16 protein-coding genes are annotated in these 20,554 nt (G+C 66.7%); 2 read left to right on the forward strand and 14 right to left on the reverse strand.

What is annotated here, in order from left to right; all coding sequences use genetic code 11:
* Positions 1-99: 99 nt before the first annotated feature.
* From phaC to JMF86_RS08745, 3 genes are all read right to left on the reverse strand, one after another.
* Positions 100-1,965, reverse strand: coding sequence for a class I poly(R)-hydroxyalkanoic acid synthase (gene phaC, locus JMF86_RS08735; RefSeq protein WP_027806063.1), 1,866 nt, complete (start codon positions 1,963-1,965; stop codon positions 100-102).
* A gap of 357 nt (positions 1,966-2,322) precedes the next feature.
* Positions 2,323-3,162 (reverse strand): peptidoglycan editing factor PgeF, encoded by an 840-nt coding sequence (pgeF, locus tag JMF86_RS08740; protein ID WP_011549701.1) that lies wholly within the window; start codon positions 3,160-3,162, stop codon positions 2,323-2,325.
* A 6-nt stretch (positions 3,163-3,168) separates the two neighbouring features.
* Entirely contained in the window at positions 3,169-4,377 is a 1,209-nt protein-coding gene (locus JMF86_RS08745; RefSeq protein WP_006478695.1) for an RluA family pseudouridine synthase, read from the reverse strand.
* Positions 4,378-4,418: 41 nt separating this feature from the next.
* On the opposite strand from JMF86_RS08745, the gene JMF86_RS08750 reads away from it, so the two are divergent.
* Complete coding sequence (locus JMF86_RS08750; RefSeq protein WP_011549700.1) at positions 4,419-5,243, forward strand: outer membrane protein assembly factor BamD; 825 nt, start codon at positions 4,419-4,421, stop codon at positions 5,241-5,243.
* Positions 5,244-5,363: 120 nt separating this feature from the next.
* On the opposite strand, the gene JMF86_RS08755 is transcribed toward JMF86_RS08750, so the two are convergent.
* The 3 genes from JMF86_RS08755 to JMF86_RS08765 form a co-directional block, all read right to left on the reverse strand.
* Positions 5,364-7,613: an ATP-dependent DNA helicase gene (locus JMF86_RS08755; protein ID WP_011549699.1), complete on the reverse strand. Its 2,250-nt coding sequence runs from the start codon at positions 7,611-7,613 to the stop codon at positions 5,364-5,366.
* 55 nt (positions 7,614-7,668) lie between these two features.
* On the reverse strand, positions 7,669-7,884 hold the full coding sequence (locus JMF86_RS08760) for a YdcH family protein (RefSeq protein WP_006478692.1): 216 nt from the start codon (positions 7,882-7,884) through the stop codon (positions 7,669-7,671).
* Positions 7,885-7,960: 76 nt separating this feature from the next.
* The gene (locus tag JMF86_RS08765; protein WP_077179203.1) at positions 7,961-8,713 is read right to left on the reverse strand and encodes a hypothetical protein; all 753 of its coding nucleotides are present in this window, start codon (positions 8,711-8,713) and stop codon (positions 7,961-7,963) included.
* Between the two features lie 155 nt (positions 8,714-8,868).
* Here JMF86_RS08765 and JMF86_RS08770 point away from each other — a divergent pair, with 155 nt between their 5' ends.
* Positions 8,869-11,193, forward strand: coding sequence for a Tex family protein (locus tag JMF86_RS08770; protein ID WP_077179204.1), 2,325 nt, complete (start codon positions 8,869-8,871; stop codon positions 11,191-11,193).
* An 88-nt stretch (positions 11,194-11,281) separates the two neighbouring features.
* Here JMF86_RS08770 and JMF86_RS08775 read toward each other — a convergent pair whose 3' ends face one another.
* The 8 genes from JMF86_RS08775 to hflX all read right to left on the reverse strand — a co-directional run bounded on the left by JMF86_RS08775 (position 11,282) and on the right by hflX (position 20,508).
* Complete coding sequence (locus tag JMF86_RS08775; protein WP_201316957.1) at positions 11,282-13,198, reverse strand: potassium transporter Kup; 1,917 nt, start codon at positions 13,196-13,198, stop codon at positions 11,282-11,284.
* A gap of 275 nt (positions 13,199-13,473) precedes the next feature.
* Positions 13,474-14,070: a phosphoribosyltransferase gene (locus JMF86_RS08780; RefSeq protein ID WP_006478688.1), complete on the reverse strand. Its 597-nt coding sequence runs from the start codon at positions 14,068-14,070 to the stop codon at positions 13,474-13,476.
* A 7-nt stretch (positions 14,071-14,077) separates the two neighbouring features.
* A complete protein-coding gene (locus JMF86_RS08785; RefSeq protein WP_006478687.1) occupies positions 14,078-15,424 on the reverse strand; it encodes an adenylosuccinate synthase in 1,347 nt (448 codons plus the stop codon).
* A 113-nt stretch (positions 15,425-15,537) separates the two neighbouring features.
* Positions 15,538-16,686, reverse strand: coding sequence for an ATP phosphoribosyltransferase regulatory subunit (locus JMF86_RS08790; protein WP_011549695.1), 1,149 nt, complete (start codon positions 16,684-16,686; stop codon positions 15,538-15,540).
* A gap of 112 nt (positions 16,687-16,798) precedes the next feature.
* Complete coding sequence (locus JMF86_RS08795; protein WP_006478685.1) at positions 16,799-16,990, reverse strand: DUF2065 domain-containing protein; 192 nt, start codon at positions 16,988-16,990, stop codon at positions 16,799-16,801.
* 36 nt (positions 16,991-17,026) lie between these two features.
* Positions 17,027-17,926 (reverse strand): protease modulator HflC, encoded by a 900-nt coding sequence (gene hflC, locus JMF86_RS08800; protein ID WP_077179205.1) that lies wholly within the window; start codon positions 17,924-17,926, stop codon positions 17,027-17,029.
* 15 nt (positions 17,927-17,941) lie between these two features.
* The gene (hflK, locus tag JMF86_RS08805) at positions 17,942-19,288 is read right to left on the reverse strand and encodes an FtsH protease activity modulator HflK (RefSeq protein ID WP_054927893.1); all 1,347 of its coding nucleotides are present in this window, start codon (positions 19,286-19,288) and stop codon (positions 17,942-17,944) included.
* 47 nt (positions 19,289-19,335) lie between these two features.
* A complete protein-coding gene (hflX, locus tag JMF86_RS08810; RefSeq protein ID WP_171984316.1) occupies positions 19,336-20,508 on the reverse strand; it encodes a GTPase HflX in 1,173 nt (390 codons plus the stop codon).
* Positions 20,509-20,554: the final 46 nt, after the last annotated feature.

A 20,554-nucleotide genomic window follows, 5' to 3' on the forward strand; every position in this document is an offset into this window, starting at 1 on the left:
TTCCCTTTCCTCCAGGCCCGCACGACACGGCGCATCGTTACCGGCCCTGTTAAAAAAACTGCGGTGCACCGGACAGCGTGCGCCGCTGTCCGGTTTTCGTCAATCGCGCTGCAACACGTAGCGCCCGGGCGCCGGCTCGATCACCGGGAATTGCGCGGAACCCGGCTGGGCCGGCGGCGCGACCTTGCGGCCGCCGTACGCGTCGAGCCACTCGACCCACGTCGTCCACCAGCTTCCCGGCTGCTCGGTCGCCCCGGCAAACCAGTCGTCCGCGGATTCGGGCAGGTCGCCCTCGTTGACCCAGTAGCTGCGCTTCTTCTTCGCCGGCGGATTGATCACGCCCGCGATGTGCCCCGATGCGCCGAGCACGAATTTCAGCGGACCCGACAGGATCGACGTCGATGCGTAGGCGGTCTGCCACGGCACGATGTGATCCTCGCGCGACCCGTAGATGAAGGTCGGCACGTCGATCAGCGACAGGTCGACCGATTCGCCGCACACGGTCAACGCACCCGGTTCGCGCAGCTTGTTTTCGAGATAGGTATGGCGCAGGTACCACGCGTACATCGGGCCCGGCAGGCTCGTCGAATCGCTGTTCCAGTACAGCAGGTCGAACGGCGCGGGCGTGCGGCCCTTCAGGTAGTTGTCGACGACGTAGTTCCACACCAGATCGTTCGGCCGCAGGAACGAGAACGTGTTCGCGAACTCCATGCCGCGCATCAGCCCCGGTTGCGTACCGTTCTTGCCGCCGATGGTCTGCTCGCGCATCTGCACGTGCGCCTCGTCGACGAACACGTCGAGGATGCCCGTGTCGGTGAAGTCGAGCATCGCGGTGAGCAGCGTCATCGATGCGGCCGGATGTTCGCCGCGGGCGGCGAGCACCGCGAGCGCGGTCGCGAGCATCGTGCCGCCGACGCAGAAGCCGAGCGTGTTGATCTGCTCGCGGCCGCTGATCTGCTGCACCGCGTCGATCGCCGCGAGCAGCCCTTCGTTCATGTAGTCGTCCCACGTCTTGTGCGCGACCGACGCATCCGCGTTGCGCCACGACACGAGGAATACCTGATGGCCGTTCGACAGCGCGTGCGCGACGAGCGAATTCTCGGGTTGCAGGTCGAGGATGTAGAACTTGTTGATGCACGGCGGCACGATCAGCAGCGGCCGCTCGAACACCTTGTCCGTCTTCGGCGTGTACTGGATCAGCTGGATCAGGTCGTTCTCGTACACGACCGCGCCCGCGGTACACCCGAGGTTCTTGCCGACCACGAACTGCGATTCGTCGGTCTGCGAAATCTTGCCGCGCTGCAGGTCGCCGAGCAGGTTCATCATCCCCTGCCGCAGGCTTTCGCCCTGCGTCTCGAGGATCGATTTCTGTGCATCGGGATTGAGTGCGAGGAAGTTGCTCGGCGCGGCGGCGGCCGTCCATTGCTGGACCGTGAAGCGGATGCGCTCGCGCGTCTTCGGATCGGTCTGAAGCGCGTCGGCCAGTTCCTGCAGATAGCGCGCGTTGAGCAGATACCACGCAGCCGCGAACGCATGCGCGGGCGACGCCTTCCATGCGTCGCCGCTGAAGCGGCGGTCTTTCAACTCCGGCGACTCGAGCTTCGCGGCGGCCGCCTGCTGCATCAGCGTCATGCAATCGCGCGCGTAGTCGGCCTGCAATGCCTGGAGCCGTTCGGGCGGAATCGCGGCGACCGGCAGCTTCAGCCCCGCGAACGGCGACGCCATCGCGCCGAAGTCGGGCATCGACGGCAGTTGAAACGGAAACGACGTCGGGAACTGGAATGTCGCGAACGGATTGACGGTGGCCGAGGCCGTCGCGGCACGCGCCGGATCGGCAAAACCACGCCACGCGTTCAACCACGACTCGAACATCTGCTGCATCGGCTGGGCGGCCGGATCGAAACCGGTGCTGCCCGCGGAAGTGCCCGCATGCGCGGACGTCGACGAATTTTTCGATGCTGTCATTACCTGCCTTACCGGTGATTCGTGAGCGTCAATCGTGAAATCCTGCTCGCGCGCGGCGTGCCGGCTGCGAGCCGGGCCGTCATGCTCTGGAGAGGCGTCTCCAGATTCTGCCGCAGTGCGGTATTTTTATCATTATCGTTTTCCCCATGTGAAGCGCCCGATCAAACCACTGAACATTTCATGGAGATAATCCGCGCGCGACAGACGGGACAAGGGTTCCGGCGAAACATAAAACATTTTGTTTGACTTGACTCCCGGATTTTTCATTCAGTTGCGCATGCAACGCCGCATAGCCGCCTCAATATCGAGATAACCCGATTTCGCGACGCAACAAAACCGGCGCGCATGCGCATGCGATCAATCGGCCAGCCAGATTGCCGCGGCCATGCGGCCCGTCACACGGTCGCGTCGGTACGAATAGAAGCGCGCGGGTTCGGCGACCGTGCAGGCCGTCCCGCCGCTCACGTGCGCCACGCCCGCGCGCGCGAGTCGCAGGCGCGCGAGCGCGTAAAGATCGGCAAGAAACTTGCCGGGCGCGCCGTCGATGGCAACGAACGCATGACGGGTTTCATCATGCTCCGACTGCGCAGCCGTGTCGAGAAACGCGTCGCGCACCTCGGCGCCGACCTCGAACGCCCGCGGGCCGATCGCCGGGCCGAGATACGCATGCAGCGTGTCCGTCGCGCCGCCCGCGAGCGCCGCGACGCGTGCCGCCGTCTGCTCGACGATGCCGGCCGCGAGCCCGCGCCAGCCCGCATGCGCGGCGCCGACCGCGCGGCCCTGCGCGTCGCACAGCAGCACGGGCAGGCAATCGGCCACCATCACCACGCAGACGGCGCCCGCCTGGTTCGTGACGCTCGCGTCGGCCTGCACCGGCGCCGTGGCCGCAGGCGCCGCGGCGATCACCTCGTCCGCCTGCACGATCCGCGCACCGTGAACCTGCTCGAGCCATGCGGCGCTCGACTGCCCGGCGAGGGCGAGCACGCGTGCGCGATTGACGGCGACATGGTCGGGATCGTCACCGGTATGCAGGCCGAGATTCATCCCGCCCGGCAGCGCCACACCGTCCTGCCAGCGCCCGTACGGGCCCTCGCTCACACCACCGTCGCGCGTCGTGATCAGCGCGCGCACGCGCGGCGACACCTGCCAGTCGGGCTGCACGCAGTCCTGCCACGTCAACGGCGCCAGGTTCGTCATCGGCACTCACTCCTCCTCGTCGTCCAGGTACGGCTCGTCGTCGTGATACTCGCCGCCGAAGTCGTCATCGTCGTAGACACCGTCGTCGTCGTCGAATTCCTCGTCGCCCTGCCCGAAGCCCAGCGCGGCGACCAGCGTGTTCATGTCGTCCGGCAGCGGGCAGCGCCACTGCATCGCCTTGCCCGTGACCGGATGCACGAGGCCGAGCCGCCACGCATGCAGCGCCTGTCGTGCGAACCCGTCCGGCAGCGGCGTGACCGAGCGCTTGCCGCGCGCACGCCCGTAGACCGGATCGCCGAGCAGCGGATGCCCGGCGTGCGCGCAGTGCACGCGGATCTGGTGCGTGCGGCCGGTTTCGAGATCGCACTGAATCGCCGAAACCGGCTGACGTTGCCACAGGCATGTGTCAACCGTGCGGAAATGCGTGCGAGCGGGCTTGCCCGACGCGCCGGTGACGACGGCCATGCGCGTGCGTTCGCGCGGATCGCGGCCGATCGGCGCGTCGATCGTGCCCTCCTCGGGCATCGTGCCCCACACGAGCGCGAAATAGCGGCGCTTCACCGTGCGGGCCTGCAGCTGACGCACGAGGTCGGTCTGCGCGGCCAGCGTGCGGGCGACCACCATCAGGCCGGAGGTTTCCTTGTCGAGCCGGTGGACGATCCCCGCGCGCGGCAGGCCGGCGGCCGCGTCGCCGTAGCGATGCAGCAGACCGTTGAGGATCGTGCCGCTCCAGTTGCCGGCGGCCGGATGCACGACGAGGCCGGCCGGCTTGTTGATGACGACGAGTGCGTCGTCCTCGTAGATCACGTCGAGCGGCACGGGCTCCGGCGTGAACGCGAGCTGCTCGGGCAACAGATCGGGCACGAGCGCGATCTTCGCGCCGAGCGGCACCGGCTGACGGATCTTCGCCGGCGCGCCGTCGACGAGCACGCGCTGCGCCTCGATCCAGCTCTGCAGGCGGCTGCGCGAGAATTCGGGGAACAGTTGGGCAAGCGCCTTGTCGAGGCGTTCACCCGCGAGCGACAGCGGCACTTCGACGACGCGCGGCGCCTCGTCGACCGCCGCGGACGGCACGACGGGCGGCTGCATCGCGTCGCCGGCCAGATCGTCATCGAGGGAATCCCCCGACGCAGCGTCGGCGGGCCGATCGCTTGGGCTATAATCTTCGCGATTTGGTGTGCCCGGCTGGGCATTCTGCGAACTTGAACGGGTCATTTAGACTGGGTCACCGAGACTTGAAGCTAGGACATGCGAGCATGATGAATTCGACCAAACGCACGGCCAGAACCGTCGCCGCCCGGGCTGCGGCGGTAGCGGCCGCGGCCCTCATCGCCGGCTGCCACGGCTTGCCGCAGAAGCAGGACGAGACGGCTACCTGGTCGAACAACAAATTATACTCAGAGGCCCAGGACGCACTGTCCGGCGGCGACTGGGGCAAGTGCGCGAAATATTTCGAATCGCTGCAAGGCCGCGATCCGTTCGGCCATTTCGCGCAGCAAGCGCAGATCAACGTTGCATACTGCAACTGGAAGGATAACGAAGCAGCAGCGGCCGACCAGGCCGTCGATCGCTTCATCCAGCTCCACCCCGATCATCCGGACATCCCGTACGCGTACTACCTGAAGGGGATGATCCACTTCAACGACGATCTCGGCCTGTTCGGGCGCTTCTCCGGCCAGGACATGAGCGAGCGCGATCCGCAGGCGCTGCGCGAATCGTACGATGCGTTCAAGGTCGTGGTCGATCGCTTCCCGAAGAGCAAGTACGCGCCCGATGCGGCCGCGCGGATGCGCTACATCGTCAACGCGCTCGCGTCGCACGAAGTGCACGCGGCCGACTACTACTACCGTCGCGGCGCGTATGTCGCGGCCATCAACCGCGCGCAGCTCGCGATCAAGGACTACAAGGGCGCGCCGGCGATCGAGGATGCGCTGCACATCATGATCCTGTCGTACGGCAAGCTGAACCAGCCGGAACTCGCCGAGGACACCAAGCGCGTGCTTGCCGGCACGTTCCCCGACAGTCCGTACGTGACGGGCCATTCGCGCCCCGGTGCGAAAAAGTCATGGTGGCAGTTCTGAAGCACGGCGCGATGTAACATCCGTGCGCACACAAAAAACCCGGCCATCGAGCCGGGTTTTTTATTGGCGCCGCATGCAAGCGGCACCGGGACGATCAAGCGACAAGCGCCGCGCGTGCAATCAAGCGTGCTTGCCCGAGCGATGCTCGTCGAAGAAGTCCTGCACCACCGCGATCTCGCGCGTGCGCTTGAACGGCGGCAGGCTTTGCCAGATCCGGCGCCCGTACGGCTTGTCGACGAGCCGCGTGTCGCAGATCATCAGCACGCCGCGATCCGTCTCCGCACGAATCAGCCGGCCCGCGCCCTGCTTCAGCGTGATCACGGCCTGCGGCAACTGGTGCACCGCGAACGGGCTCAGCCCCTTCTTCGTCAATGCATCGAGCCGCGCGGCCAGCACCGGATCGTCCGGCGGCGCGAACGGCAACTTGTCGATCACGACCAGCGACAGCGCATCGCCACGCACGTCGACGCCTTCCCAGAAGCTCTGGCTACCGACCAGGATCGCATTGCCGTACGCGCGGAAGCGGTCGAGCAACTCGGTGCGGCTTGCGTCGCCCTGCACGAGCAGCGGCGTGTTCCAGCCGCGCGATTCGATCACGTCGCGCAGCTTCGACGCGATCCGGTCGACCGCACGTAGCGTCGTGCACAGCATGAACACGCCGCCGCCGGATGCCTCGATCGCCGGCAGCGCGGCATCGAACACGGCGTCGGTAAACGCCGGCGAAGACGGCTGCGGCAGGTTGCGCGGCACGTACAGCAGCCCCTGCGACTGGTAATCGAACGGGCTGGCGAGCGTCATCGAACGACGCGAGCTAAGGCCCATCTGCGCCGCATAGTGCGTGAAATCGCCGCGCACCGACAACGTGGCCGACGTGAACACCCATGCACGCGGCACGCCCGCACGCTGCTTCGCAAAGATCGGCGCGACCGACAGCGGCGTTTCGTGCAGTTGCACGGTATGCGCGAACACCTCGACCCAGCGCACCTTCTCGTTCGGATCGCCGTCGGATGCCGCCTTGTCGCCGGCCGCTGCCGCGTCGGCTTGCGCGGCCGCTTCCGCCGCGCCGGGCGCGACCCAGCCGGCCAGCAGGTCCTGCAGCTCGCGCGCGCGCCGCAGGCATGCGCCGAGCGATTCCGCGCGCTCGGCCTGGCTCGCGAGCGCCGAGGCGAGCGCATCGAGCGCCACGTCGAGCGCGTCGAGCGCACCGAACATCGGGTGATTGTCGCCGAGCTGCGCAAGCGACATGCGCACGATCTGGCCGTCGGCGAACGCCAGGCGCAAGTCACGCGCCGCGCGCTCGAGATCACCGCCGAGCTTCACCCATTCGACCGCGTCGCGCGCATGGCTCAGGCCTTCCGCGACCGTGTCGCGCGCGAGTTCGAGGATCTGCGTCGTCGACAGCGTCTCGCCGAAGAACAGCGTCGCCGTCTCCGGCAGCTGATGCGCTTCGTCGAAGATGATCGTGTTCGCGTTCGGCAGCAGCTCGGCCATCCCCGTGTCGCGCAGCATGATGTCCGCGAAGAACAGGTGATGGTTGACGACGACGATGTCCGCCTGCTGCGCCTCGCGCCGCGCCTGCATCACGAAGCATTCCTTGTAGTGCGGGCATTCCTGGCCGAGGCAGTTGTCGCGCGTCGACGTGACCATCGACCACACGGGCGCGTTTTCCGGCACGCTCGCGAGTTCGGCCTTGTCGCCGCTCTTCGTGATTTTCGCGAAGCGGACGATTTCCTGCAGATAGGCCGTGTCCTGCCGCGACGGCAGCCGGCCGTTGTCGGCCGTGCGTTGCAGGTAGTAGTGGCACAGGTAGTTGGCGCGGCCCTTGAGCATCGCGACCGACACCGGCACCGCGAGCGCATTGCGCACGGTCGGGATGTCGCGCTGGAACAGCTGGTCCTGCAGGTGCTTCGTGCCGGTCGACACGATCACCTTGCCGCCCCACAGCATTGCGGGCACGAGATACGCGTAGGTCTTGCCGGTACCCGTGCCGGCCTCGACGATCAGCGTGTTGTCGCCTGCGTCGCTGTCGGATTCGGTTGCCGCGGCATCGTCCGCGGCCGCTCCGGTCGTCTTGTCGGCGTCGCCCAAGCGGCGTGCCGGCCGCTTGCGGGTTTCGAAGATCTCGGGCTCGGGCATCCGGCGCGCGGATGCCTCCATCGCGGACGCGACCGCGCGCGCCATCTCGATCTGCGACGTACGCGGTCGGTACCCGTCGAGCGCGCGCGCCAGCAACCCGCCTTCGCCAAAGATCGTGTCGAGCTCGTCGACGCGCTTGCGGCTCAGCTCGAAGGTGCCTTCGGACGCACGAACACGCCCGGCGGACGTCGTGTCACGCCGGGCATCGGGGGTGGCTTCAAGCGGTGAATTCAAGGCAAGCGTTCCTGTGTCCAGCGCCCGGGCGGCGCCGGCGCTTGCCAGGCCGCGCTCAGGCGCGCTTATCCGGTTCGAGCTGCGATTGCAGCAAAATGATTTTGTCCTTGGCCGCCAGCTTTTCCTTCTTCAGCCGGTGCAGCGTGATGTCGTCGATGTCGGAGTGTCCTTCCTTCAGCTCGATCTCCCGAGCGAGCTGCTGGTGCTGCTCCTGCAATGCAGCCAAACGGTTGTGCAATTCCTGCTGCTGTTCCGTGTGACGGTTTTGCATACTTGCCTCCTCATCGAAGCAGCGCGACGACTGGCGTGCCGACGCGCCCGAGACTGATCCCGATCAATTCAACACGTTACTGCCCCTGCTGTTGCTGCTGCTTGGCCTTCTCGGCCGCTTCCTGCTGACGCCGCTCGACATCGGCCTTGTGCTGCGCGGCTTCCTTCTGCTTCTGCTCGTAGCGCGTGGCGTTGTCCGCCCGCTCCTGCGCCTTCTGCGCCGCCTGCTGGTGCGCCTGGTCGAGCTTGCGCTGGAAATCCGCCTGCTTCTGGTCGTATGCCTGCTTGCTCGCCGCGCGTTGTGGCCCTTCCGCGCCGCGCTGCGCCTGCTTCAGTGCATTCTGCTCCTGCTTGTCGCGGAATGCAGCCGCGTTCGCCGCGTCGTTCGCCGCCCGCTGCGGCGCTTCCGCCTCGTTCCGGGCCTGCTTCAACGCCTGCTGCTGGTCGCGCTGCTGCGCCCGCACCGCGCGCTGCTCGTCGTTCAGCGCGAGCTGTTCCTGGCGAATGCTCGCCCGCTCCTCGCGCATCTGGTCGCGTGCCTTGCCGAGACAGTGGTTGACGAAGAACTTGCTGTAACAGTCGTGCTCCGCCACCGCATAACGATAATCGTTTTCCGCGGAGCGTTGATTGAGCACTTTTTGACGGGCGTCGAAATCCGGGGCGGTGGAGGCTGCAACGGGCGCGGACACGACGGTGTCCGGCGCGCTGGCGCCAGTGGCCTGCGCAAATGCACCGGAAGGCCCGGCAGACAAAGCCGCGGCGAGCGCTGCGCCGAGCGCGACGAGAGAAATGCGGGAAGTTGGCAACGTCGTAGGAAAGCTGCGGGACATGTGTCAAATTCTATCACCCCCGGCTGGACGCTCCGCCATTTATGGCAAAATGCCCCGCTTCATTCACCCGCGGCCTCTGGCCCGTCGGGCAGCCCGCCGCTTCGGGGCTGCCGGCCCGCGCCGCGATTTCAGCAGGCAGACAGACCATCCACGACATGACGGAAACCGTAGCACTCAAGATCGTACAGCGCATCGCCACCGAACTGTCCGTCCAGCCGCGCCAGGTCGCGGCGGCCGTGCAACTCCTCGACGAAGGCTCGACCGTTCCGTTCATTGCCCGGTACCGCAAGGAAGTGACCGGCAATCTGGACGACACGCAGCTGCGCAACCTCGAGGAACGCCTCCTGTATCTGCGCGAACTCGAGGATCGCCGCGCCGCGATCCTGTCGAGCATCGACGAACAGGGCAAGCTGACCGACGAACTGCGTGCCGCGATCGACGCGGCCGACAGCAAACAGGTGCTCGAAGACCTTTATCTGCCGTACAAGCCGAAGCGCCGCACGCGCGCACAGATCGCCCGCGAAGCCGGCCTCGAACCGCTCGCGCAGGCGCTGCTCGCGAACCCGCTGCTCGACCCGCAGGCCGAGGCGGCCGCCTATGTCGACGCCGACAAGGGCGTCGCCGACGTGAAGGCCGCGCTCGACGGCGCGCGCGACATCCTGTCCGAGCAGTTCGGCGAGACGGCAGAGCTGCTCGGCAAGCTGCGCGACTACCTGCACAACCAGGGCGTCGTGTCGTCGGCCGTCGTCGAGGGCAAGGAAAACGAGGAAGGCGAGAAATTCCGCGATTATTACGACTACGCGGAAACGATCAAGACTGTGCCGTCGCACCGTGCGCTCGCGCTGTTCCGCGGCCGCAACGCCGGCGTGCTGACGATCAAGCTCGGCCTCGGCGAAGAGCTCGACGCGCAGGTGCCGCATCCCGGCGAGGCGATGATCGCGCGCCATTTCGGCATCGCGAACCAGAATCGCCCGGCCGACAAATGGCTGTCCGACGTCTGCCGCTGGTGCTGGCGCGTGAAGGTGCAGCCGCATATCGAGAACGAACTGCTCACGCAGCTGCGCGAAACGGCCGAAACCGAAGCGATCCGCGTGTTCGCGCGCAACCTGAACGACCTGCTGCTGGCCGCGCCGGCCGGCCCGAAGGCCGTGATCGGCCTCGACCCCGGCCTGCGTACGGGCGTGAAGGTCGCGGTCGTCGACCGCACCGGCAAGGTGCTCGCGACCGACACGATCTACCCGCACGAGCCGCGCCGCGACTGGGACGGCTCGATCGCAAAACTCGCGCGCATCGCCGCGCAGACGCAGGCCGAGCTGATCAGCATCGGCAACGGCACCGCATCGCGCGAAACCGACAAGCTCGCGAGCGAACTGATCGCGAAACACCCGGAGCTGCGGCTGCAGAAGATCGTCGTGTCGGAAGCCGGCGCATCGGTCTACTCGGCGTCCGAGCTCGCCGCGAAGGAATTCCCGGATCTCGACGTATCGCTGCGCGGCGCCGTGTCGATCGCCCGCCGCCTGCAGGACCCGCTCGCCGAGCTCGTGAAGATCGAGCCGAAGGCGATCGGCGTCGGCCAGTACCAGCACGACGTGAACCAGCGCGAACTCGCCCGCTCGCTCGACGCGGTCGTCGAGGATTGCGTGAACGCGGTCGGCGTCGACGCGAACACCGCGTCGGCCCCGCTGCTCGCCCGCGTGTCGGGCCTGAACGCGACGCTCGCGCGCAACATCGTCGACTATCGCGATGCAAACGGCCCGTTCCCGTCGCGCGAGCACCTGCGCAAGGTGCCGCGCCTCGGCGACAAGACTTTCGAACAGGCCGCCGGCTTCCTGCGCATCAACGGCGGCGAGAACCCGCTCGACCGCTCGTCGGTGCACCCGGAAGCGTATCCGGTCGTCGAGCGGATGCTCGCGAAGATCAACAAGCGCATCGACGACGTGCTCGGCAACCGCGAAGCGCTGTCGGGTCTGTCGCCGACGGAATTTGTTGACGAACGTTTCGGCCTGCCGACCGTGCGCGACATCCTGGCCGAACTGGAGAAACCGGGCCGCGATCCGCGTCCGGAATTCAAGACGGCCACGTTCCGCGAAGGCGTCGAGAAGGTCTCGGATCTCGTGCCGGGCATGACGCTCGAAGGCGTCGTGACGAACGTCGCGGCGTTCGGCGCGTTCGTGGATATCGGCGTGCACCAGGACGGCCTCGTCCACGTGTCGGCGATGTCGACGAAGTTCATCAAGGACCCGCACGAAGTCGTGAAGGCCGGCCAGGTCGTCAAGGTGAAAGTGATCGACGTCGACGTGAAGCGCCAGCGCATCGCGCTGACGATGCGCCTCGACGACGACGCGGCAGCGCCCGGCATGACCTCGCGCGGCGGCCAGGATCGCGGCAATGCGGGGCGCGGCGCCGCCCGCCCGCAGCGTTCGCGCGAACCGGAGCCGGCCGGCGCGATGGCCGCGGCATTCGCGAAGCTGAAGCGCTGAGCACGCGAACAGCCGTCGACGTACAAAAAAGCCCGCCGAAAGGCGGGCTTTTTCATTATCTGGACAAACGCGGCGCGCGCCGCGCTCGTCAGATCTCGATCTTCGTCCCGAGCTCGACGACGCGGTTCGCCGGAATCGCGAAGAAATCGGTCGGCTTCGCGGCATTCTGGTGCATCCACGCGAATACGCGCTCGCGCCAGATCGACATCCCCGGCAGATGCGTCGGCACGACCGTTTCGCGCGCGAGGAAGAACGACGTGTCCATCAACTCGAACATCATGTGGTGCGTCCGGCCGAATTCCTCGAGCACGGCCTTCACGTCCGGCGTCTCGTTGAAGCCGTACTCGGCCTTGACGATGTACAGGCCGCCGCCCGCGTCGCGCGCGCTCTGGCGCTTGTCGTCGCGCACGTACGGAATGTCGCGCGTGACGAACGTCAGGAAAATGGTCCGCTCGTGCAGGACCTTGTTGTGCTTCAGGTTGTGCAGCAGGCTGACGGGGACGAGCTTGTCGTTGCCGGTCAGGTAGATCGCGGTGCCGGACACCCGGTGCGGCGGATGCGCGAGCAGCCCCTGCAGGAACGGCTCCAGCGGAATACCGTCGGCCGCCGTGCGTTCCTTGACGATGTGACGCCCCTTGTACCAGGTCATCAGCAGGAAGAACAGCAGCGCGCCGATGCCGAGCGGCAGCCAGCCGCCCTGCGCGACCTTCAGCAGGTTTGCGCCGAAAAAGCCGAGGTCGATCGCAAGGAACACCGCGATGATCGCGCCGACCAGCAGCCGGTTCCAGTTCCACACCTTCACCATCACGACGCACGCGAGCACGGTCGTGATCACCATCGTCGCCGTCACCGCGATGCCGTACGCAGCCGCGAGGTTGTCCGAGCTCTTGAAACCGACGACGATACAGAGGATCACGGCCAGCAGCAGCCAGTTCACGACCGGCACGTAGATCTGGCCGATCGCGAGCTCGGACGTATGCAGCACCTTCATGCGCGGCACGTAGCCGAGCTGGATCGCCTGCGACGTCAGCGAGTACGCGCCGGAAATCACCGCTTGCGACGCAATCACGGTCGCGACCGTCGACAGCACGACGAGCGGCAGCAGCCCCCATTCGGGTGCCAGCAGGAAGAACGGGTTTTCGATCGCTTTCGGATTCTGGATCAGCAGCGCGCCCTGACCGAAATAGTTCAGCACGAGCGACGGCATCACGAGCCCGTACGCGGCGTACCGGATCGGCTTGGCACCGAAGTGGCCCATGTCCGCATAGAGCGCTTCCGCGCCGGTCAGCACCAGCACGACCGAGCCGAGCACGACGTAGGCCTGCAGCAGGTGGTCGGCCATGAACGACGCCGCGTAATACGGATTGATTGCCGCGATGATGCCCGGCACGCGAACGATGTGGTACACACCGAGCGCCGCGATCACGACGAACCACAGCACCATGATCGGGCCGAACAGCTTGCCGACCAGCGCGGTACCGTGCCGCTGGATCCAGAACAGCGCGATCAGGATCACGATGGTGATCGGCAGCACGAGATGGGACAGGTGCGGCGTCGCGATCTCGAGACCTTCGACGGCCGACATCACGGAAATCGCCGGCGTGATCACCGCGTCCCCGTAGAACATGCACGCGCCGAATATCCCGAGCGCCATCAGCGCGCCCGCGACACGGGTTTTCGAATCGAGCGGCCGCAGCGACAGCGCCATCAGCGCGAGCACGCCGCCTTCGCCGTTGTTGTCCGCCCGCATCACGAACAGCAGGTACTTGACGCCGACCACCAGCAAGATGGCCCAGAACAGCAACGAGATCACGCCGAGAATCGACCCTTCGGTCAGCGGAATGCCGTGCGCGGGGCTGAACGCTTCCTTGAGCGAATACAGCGGGCTGGTACCGATGTCGCCGAACACGACGCCGATGGCTGCTATCGCTAGCGCCCGCATCGAGTGTTGTTGCGTCGAATGCGGCGAGTGTGCGGCGTCGGTCGCGTGAGTCGTGTCGTTCATATGAAGCGTAATAATCGGGTCCGGGTCGGACAAAACGAGCGCTATTCTACTCGCGCCCCCGTGAAACGCCGCCCTGCCGTGTTGCCGTGGAACCACGTGATCCACGCTGCGCATGCAATCCGGCGCGACCTGTGGCAGGGCTGCCATCATAGCCGGGGCCGCGCCGCCTGCCTATCGGGTCCGCAAGGCGCCCCGCGTGGCGCCACGCGCGCGCCAATGAAAAACGGCGCCGCAAGCGGCGCCGTACCAAGGCTTTCCTTCGATCGGCCGGCCGCTTACGCGCCCGAACCGTCGCGCTGTGCGCGACCGCGCTTGATCCACGCCTCGAGGTTGTGCGGACGAACCGTGTCCCACTCCTCGAACGGCTGATGAATCCACGGATTCGTCGGCAGGAACTGCGTGTGATAGTCGGGCTTGACCTTCGAGCAACCCTTGTACCAGAGCACGGCCGAACGTACGGCCGTGACCGCCGGATAGCGCTCCTTCAGATGCTCCTGCACGCGTGCGAGCGTGACGCCGGAATCGACGAGGTCGTCGACCAGCAGCACGTTGCCCGCGAGATGGCCGCGCGTCATCGTGATGTACTGCGCGATGTCGAGCTCGCCCTGCTCGGTGCCGGCCGCTTCCCGGTACGAGCTCGTCGCGAGAATCGCGAGCGGCACGTCATAGATGCGCGACAGCTGGTCGCCGACGCGCAGGCCGCCGCGCGCGAGGCACAGGATCTGGTCGAACTTCCAGCCGGAGGCGTGCACCTGGAGCGCGAGCAGCTCGATCAGACGATGATACTCGTCCCAGCCTACCCACAGGTTCTTGTCGTCGTTGCGCGGATCGGTCATCAAGTCTGCCGCCGTCATCGTGATTTGCTGCGTCATCTCGGAATTACACCTTGAACGGATGGCGGAGCAGGATCGTTTCGTCGCGGTCCGGGCCCGTCGACACCATGTCGACCGGCACGCCAGCCACTTCCTGGACGCGTGCGAGGTAGGCCTGCGCGTTCGCCGGCAGTGCGTCCCACGTGTTGATCCCGACCGTGCTTTCCTTCCAGCCGGCGAACGTCTCGTACACCGGTTCGCAACGCGCGACATCGACCGCGCCACGCGGCAGGATGTCCACGTCCTTGCCGTCGACCTTGTAGCCGACGCACAGCTTCACTTCGTCGAGGCCGTCGAGCACGTCGAGCTTCGTCATGCACAGGCCCGACACGCCGTTGATCTGGATCGAGCGGCGCAGCGCAGCCGCATCGAGCCAGCCGGTGCGGCGCGGACGGCCGGTGACCGAGCCGAATTCCTTGCCGACGTTCGCGAGCGTGACGCCGATCTGGTCCTGGCGCTGCGGGTTGTCCGCATCGTACAGCTCGCTCGGGAACGGGCCCGAGCCGACGCGCGTGCAATACGCCTTCGTGATGCCCAGAATGTAGTTGAGCTTCTGCGGACCGACGCCCGCGCCAGCCGACGCCGCACCGGCGACGCAGTTGCTCGACGTGACGAACGGATAGGTGCCGTGGTCGATGTCGAGCAGCGTGCCTTGCGCACCTTCGAACAGCAGGTTCTGGCCCGCATTGTTCGCGTCGTACAGGCGGCGCGACACGTCGGCCACCATCGGCTTCAGGCGGTCGGCATAGCCGAGCATCGTATCGAGCGTGGCCTGGAAGTCGACGGCCGCGCCGCCCAGATACTGGGTCAGCACGAAGTTGTGGTAATCGAGATTTTCGCGCAGGCGATCGGCGAAGGTCTTCGCGTCGAACAGGTCCTGCACGCGCAGCGCGCGGCGGCCGACCTTGTCTTCGTACGCAGGGCCGATGCCGCGGCCCGTCGTGCCGATCTTGCCCGCGCCCTTGCGCGCTTCGCGCGCCTGGTCGATCGCGATGTGGTACGGCAGGATCAGCGTCGTGGCTTCGGAGATGAACAGACGGTCGCGCACGTTCACGCCGGCTTCTTCGAGCTCGCCGATTTCCTTGAACAGTGCTTCGGGGGACAGAACGACGCCGTTGCCGATGTAGCAGGCGACGCCTTCACGCATGATGCCCGACGGAATGAGGCGCAAGATCGTTTTCTTGCCGCCGATGATGAGGGTGTGGCCGGCGTTGTGACCGCCCTGGAAACGCACGACGCCCTGAGCGTGGTCCGTCAGCCAGTCGACGATCTTGCCCTTGCCTTCATCACCCCATTGCGTTCCCACGACGACGACATTGCGCCCGGGAGTCACGTTCACTGCGCTGGCAGACATGTTGATTCGTTAGCTGGTTAAAAACGTATTCTACCTATGTTCGCGGGCGATTCCGAATTTTTCCGTTTCGCTTCAACGATATGCACGCCGAAGCACGGCCCGCGAACGCCTCTTTATCGGGGTTCGACCACCCATGCGCCGTTGCGCTCGACGAGCGAACGATCGCATGCGAATTCGTCGAGCACGTGGTCGTGGCCCGGCAGCGCCTGGATCACGACCTCGCCCGCATCGCGCAGCGCCGCGACCGCCGCGCCCAGCGCGTCGTCCTGCGCCCACGGCGCGAGAATCGCGGTGCCGCGCGCCTCGACCGGCGAAATCCGTGCGAGCTCGCGCAGATCGAGCGAGAAGCCGGTTGCCGGACGGGAGCGGCCATAGGCCTGCCCCACGTGGTCGTAACGGCCGCCGCGCGCGATCGCGTTCGGCACGCCGTCGATGTAGGCGCTGAACATCGCGCCGCTGTGATACGCGTAACCGCGCAGGTCGGCGAGATCGATCGCGACTTCGACGCCCTTCGCCTGCGACGCAAGCTGCGCGAGATCGTCGAGCGCCCGCGTGATTTCCGGCAGCACCGGCAGGCGCGTGCGCGCCTCGGCGAGCACGCTCGCGTCGCCGTAGAGGTTCGGCAGCGCGCGCAGCGCGGCACGCGTGTCGGCGCCGAGATCGTCGGTGAGTTCGTTCAGCAGCGGCACGTCCTTGCCCGACAGCGCGTCGTACAGCGACTCGCCGCGCTCGGCGGCCTGCGCGTCGCGCGCCAGCAGCGCCGCGAGCACGCCCGCGTGACCGAGGTCGAGGCGGATGCGCGACAGGCCCGCGAGGTGCAGCGCGTCGAGCATCAGTTGCTGGATCTCGAGATCGGCTTCCAGCCCCGCGTGCCCGTAGATTTCGGCGCCGATCTGGATCTGCTCGCGGGTCGCGTGCAGCCCGCGCGGACGCGTATGCATCACGTGGCCCGCATAGCAGAGGCGCGTCACGCCCTGACGATTCAACAGGTGCGCGTCGATCCGCGCGACCTGGGGCGTGATGTCCGCGCGCAGGCCGAGCGTGCGACCCGACAACTGGTCGACCAGCTTGAAGGTGCGCAGGCGCAGATCGGCGCCGCCGCTCGTCAGCAGCGATTCGAGATACTCGAGCAGCGGCGGCATCACCATTTCGTAGCCGTACGAACGGAAGCGGTCGAGCAGCCTGCGGCGCAGCTCCTCGATCTTGCGCGCTTCCGACGGCAGCACGTCGGCGATATTCTCGGGAAGTAACCAGGTCGACATCGGTACGGTCCTACGACGGGAAACGGCGCGCGACACGCGCGCCGCGAGTTGAATCGGAACTTCGAAATCGGGCGGGACGAACGGCGGATGCGCCGTCCGGATCGGGGCTCCGTCAGGTCGCGAGCAGCAGCAGCACGAGCCCGAGCACCATCACGATCAGCCCGCCGATCCGGATATGATGCGGCGGCCGCTCGGCTATTCTACGAAACGTGTCGCGCCAGGCGACGGGAAACACGAAGGGGAACGCCCCCTCGATGATCAGCATCAGCGCTACTGCGAGCAACAACGAGCCAGCCAGGTCCATGCGAGCGACGGCGCCGCTCGACGCGGCGCCCCAAGGTCAATGTTTGCGGGGAGCAGGCGCCGCCGGTGCGGCACCGCCCGTCGGGCTGCGCATGAAGCGGAAGAACTCGCTGTCGGGATCGACGACGATGATGTCGTTGCGCTTGAACGTATTCCGGTAGGCCTGCAGGCTCGCGTAGAACTGATAGAACTGCGGATCGCGGCCGAACGCATCGGCGGCGATCGTCGCGGCCTTCGCATCGCCCTCGCCCTTGATCGTCTGCGCGGACTTGTATGCGTTCGCAAGCACGGCCTGCTGCTCGCGTTCGGCGTCGGCCTTGATCTGCTCGACGTCGGCCGCGCCTTGCGCACGCACCTGGGCCGCCTGGTCGCGCAACGCGCCGATCATCCGTTGATAGACGGCGTCCGTCTGCGCGGCCGGCAGGTCGACCCGCGTCAGCTGGACGTCGACGACGTCGACGCCGAAACCGGACGCTTGCGCCTTCGCCGCATCGCGCGCCGCATCGGCGATCGCACGCTGACCGCCGAGGGCATCGTCGAGCGCGCGCTTGCCGAATGCGTCGCCGAGCGCGCTCTTCAGCGCGCCCGACAGTCGTTCGACCGCCGCGGCCGGATCGCCGCCCGCCGCCGTGAAATATTTCATCGGATCGCTGATCCGGTACTTCACCGCATACGCGACGAGCAGGTCATGCTTGTCTTCGGTTGCCAGCTGCAGCGGATCGGCCGACTCGAGCGACTGCAGGCGCGTGTCGATCAGCGTGGCCGTCTGCAGCGGCGGCGGCAGCTTGAAGTGGACGCCGGGGCCCGCGAGCTCCGGCTGCGTACCGTCGCGGCCCGACAGCACGGCCGCATGGCGCGGATCGACGGTCAGGACCGTCGACGATGCCGCGAAGGCAACGATCACGATTGCGACGACGAGCGCAATGATTCGGTTCATGTTCTGCGCTCCCCGTTACTTCGTATCGTCTTCACGCGACCGGCTGCGAAACGCGTCCCGCGATCGCAGCACGTCGACACCCGACGCGGTGGCGGCCGGTGCGGCGCTCGCCGGCGCGGCAGCGGCTGCCGAGGGCGCCGTTGCGGCCGGTGCCGACGCCGCATCGGGCGCGGATGCGCCGGTCGACGCCGCGGCGTTTTGCCGCCCCTGCTCGACGAGCTTGTCGAGCGGCAGATACACGACGCTGTTGCCGCCCTTGTTGCCGACGAACACCTTCGTCGCGTTCGAATAGATTTCCTGCATCGTCTCGAGGTACATCCGCTCGCGGATGACCGCCGGCGCCTTCGAATACTGCGCGTAGACCTGCTTGAAGCGGTCCGCGTCGCCTTCGGCTTCGGTGACCACGCGATCGGCATACGCCTTCGCTTCGTCGATGAGCTTCGCCGCATCGCCCTGCGCCTTCGGCAGCAGGTCGCTTGCATACGCCTGCGCGGCGCGCTTCGCGGCCTCGCGCTCGTCCCGCGCCTTCGCGACTTCGGCGTACGCGGCCTGGGTCTGCTCGGGCGCCGCGACGCTCTGCATCGTGACGGCCGTCACCTCGAGCCCCGACTGGTAGCGGTCGAGGTCGCGCTGGATCGCGGTGGAAAGCTGCTCGCGCAGCGCATCGCGATCCTGGTTCAGCATGTCGGCCGCGCTACGCGTGCCGACGATCGCGCGCACCGCGGCCTGCGCGGCCTGCGACACGCTGCGTTCGGGATCGACGCTGCGGAACAGGTAATCGGTGGCGGAACGAATCCGGTACTGGACGATGAAGCGCACGTCGACGATGTCGGCATCGCGCGTCAGCATCGCGGCTTCCTTCACGTTTGCAAGGCGCACGACGTTGTTGCGGCCGATCTCGATCGAGCGCACCTGCGACGTGTCGACGATCTCGTGCGACGCGAACGGATACGGCGCGCGCCAATGCACGCCCTGGCCGACCGTGCCCGACAGCTTGCCGAGCTGCAGCACGACGCCCGTCTGGCCTTCCTGCACGACGAACAGCCCGCTGCCCGCATACACCGCGACCAGTACGCCGATCACGATGCCGACGCCGACCCGTGCGGCCCGGCCGTTGTCGGGACGGAAGCCGTTGCCGCCCTTGCCGCCGAACAGGCCGCTCAGGCGCCGGTTGAAGTTGCGCCACATCTCGTCGAGATCGGGCGGACCATCGCCGTCGCCGCCTTGCGGACGCTTCGATTCGTTCGCGCGCGGGCGGGACCCGTCCTTGCCATTGCCTTCGCCGCGTCCCCAGCGGGGATCGTTGATCGACAGCAAGGCGCGCATCCGCCGCCAGGTACTCCGCTCGTTGTATTCGTTCACCAGAGTTTGTTCACCAGATTGGACGCCGGCGAACCGGCCGGGACCGGTTAGCGCCCGTGTTCGGAAATCGTGTGGTCTTCGTGTGGTTCAGCGGACGTGCCATCGAGCGCGTCGGGTAACGTCGCGCTGGAAAGGTGTTCCGCGGAGGCGATTTCGGCGATGGCGGCACGCAACGTATCAAGACCCTGACCGGTGCGTGCGCTCAAAAAGACGCGCGAAATATTACCATACTCGTCCCGCTCGACCGCGTCGCCGCGGGCCGCCAGCTCGGGCACGGCGTCGATCTTGTTGAACACCAGCACCTGTCGGATCGTGTCCGCGCCGATCTCGTGCAGCACGCCGTTGACCTGCTCGATCTGCTCGAGCCTGACCGCGCTCGACGCATCGACCACGTGCAGCAACAGATCCGCATGGATCGTTTCCTCGAGGGTCGCGCGGAACGCCGCGACGAGCTGGTGAGGCAGCTCGCGGATGAACCCGACCGTATCGGACACCACGATCTGACCGACCTCGTCGCCGAGATACACGCGCCGCGACGTCGTATCGAGCGTGGCGAACAGCTGGTCGGCCGCGTATGCCTGCGCTTTCGTCAGCGCATTGAACAACGTCGACTTGCCCGCGTTCGTATAGCCGACGAGCGACACCGACATCGTGCCGCTGCGCGCGCGCTGCCGGCGCTGCGTGCTGTGCTGGCGGCGCAGCCGATCGAGCCGCGACTTCAGCATCTTGATGCGTTCGCCGATCAGCCGACGGTCGGTTTCGAGCTGGGTTTCGCCGGGGCCGCGCAGGCCGATACCGCCCTTTTGCCGCTCGAGGTGGGTCCACGCGCGAATGAGCCGGGTCGACAGGTATTGAAGTTGCGCGAGCTCCACCTGCAGCTTGCCTTCGTGGCTGCGGGCACGCTGCGCGAAAATGTCGAGGATGAGGCTCGTGCGATCGACCACGCGCCTGTTAAGTGCCTGCTCCAGATTGCGTTGCTGGGCGGGCGCCAACGCGTGGTTGAAGATGACGATTTCGACGTTGTGCGCGTCGCAGGCAAGCCGCAATTCATCGGCTTTGCCGCTGCCGATGAACATCTTGGCATCGGGACTGGCGCGACGACCGGTGAGGGTGACGGCGGGACGGGCCCCCGCGCTGGAGGCGAGAAGACTGAGTTCTTCGAGACTGGCTTCGAAATCGGTCTTGCCGAAATCGATGCCGACGAGCGCTGCGTTGATCAAATTATCGGGTGTCAAGATAAGGCGGCTGGCATCGGTCGCTCGCGGC

Source organism: Burkholderia sp. E168m15 (assembly GCF_016586105.1).
Taxonomy (GTDB): Bacteria; Pseudomonadota; Gammaproteobacteria; order Burkholderiales; family Burkholderiaceae; genus Burkholderia; species Burkholderia orbicola.

Bases quoted from the DNA above. Each gene is read 5' to 3' on its own strand.
- phaC (WP_027806063.1), bottom strand. From the start codon at position 1,965: ATGACAGCATCGAAAAATTCGTCGACGTCCGCGCATGCGGGCACTTCC.
- pgeF (WP_011549701.1), bottom strand. From the start codon at position 3,162: ATGACGAACCTGGCGCCGTTGACGTGGCAGGACTGCGTGCAGCCCGAC.
- JMF86_RS08745 (WP_006478695.1), bottom strand. From the start codon at position 4,377: ATGACCCGTTCAAGTTCGCAGAATGCCCAGCCGGGCACACCAAATCGC.
- JMF86_RS08750 (WP_011549700.1), top strand. From the start codon at position 4,419: ATGATGAATTCGACCAAACGCACGGCCAGAACCGTCGCCGCCCGGGCT.
- JMF86_RS08760 (WP_006478692.1), bottom strand. From the start codon at position 7,884: ATGCAAAACCGTCACACGGAACAGCAGCAGGAATTGCACAACCGTTTG.
- JMF86_RS08765 (WP_077179203.1), bottom strand. From the start codon at position 8,713: ATGTCCCGCAGCTTTCCTACGACGTTGCCAACTTCCCGCATTTCTCTC.
- JMF86_RS08770 (WP_077179204.1), top strand. From the start codon at position 8,869: ATGACGGAAACCGTAGCACTCAAGATCGTACAGCGCATCGCCACCGAA.
- JMF86_RS08775 (WP_201316957.1), bottom strand. From the start codon at position 13,198: ATGAACGACACGACTCACGCGACCGACGCCGCACACTCGCCGCATTCG.
- JMF86_RS08780 (WP_006478688.1), bottom strand. From the start codon at position 14,070: ATGACGCAGCAAATCACGATGACGGCGGCAGACTTGATGACCGATCCG.
- JMF86_RS08785 (WP_006478687.1), bottom strand. From the start codon at position 15,424: ATGTCTGCCAGCGCAGTGAACGTGACTCCCGGGCGCAATGTCGTCGTC.
- JMF86_RS08790 (WP_011549695.1), bottom strand. From the start codon at position 16,686: ATGTCGACCTGGTTACTTCCCGAGAATATCGCCGACGTGCTGCCGTCG.
- JMF86_RS08795 (WP_006478685.1), bottom strand. From the start codon at position 16,990: ATGGACCTGGCTGGCTCGTTGTTGCTCGCAGTAGCGCTGATGCTGATC.
- hflC (WP_077179205.1), bottom strand. From the start codon at position 17,926: ATGAACCGAATCATTGCGCTCGTCGTCGCAATCGTGATCGTTGCCTTC.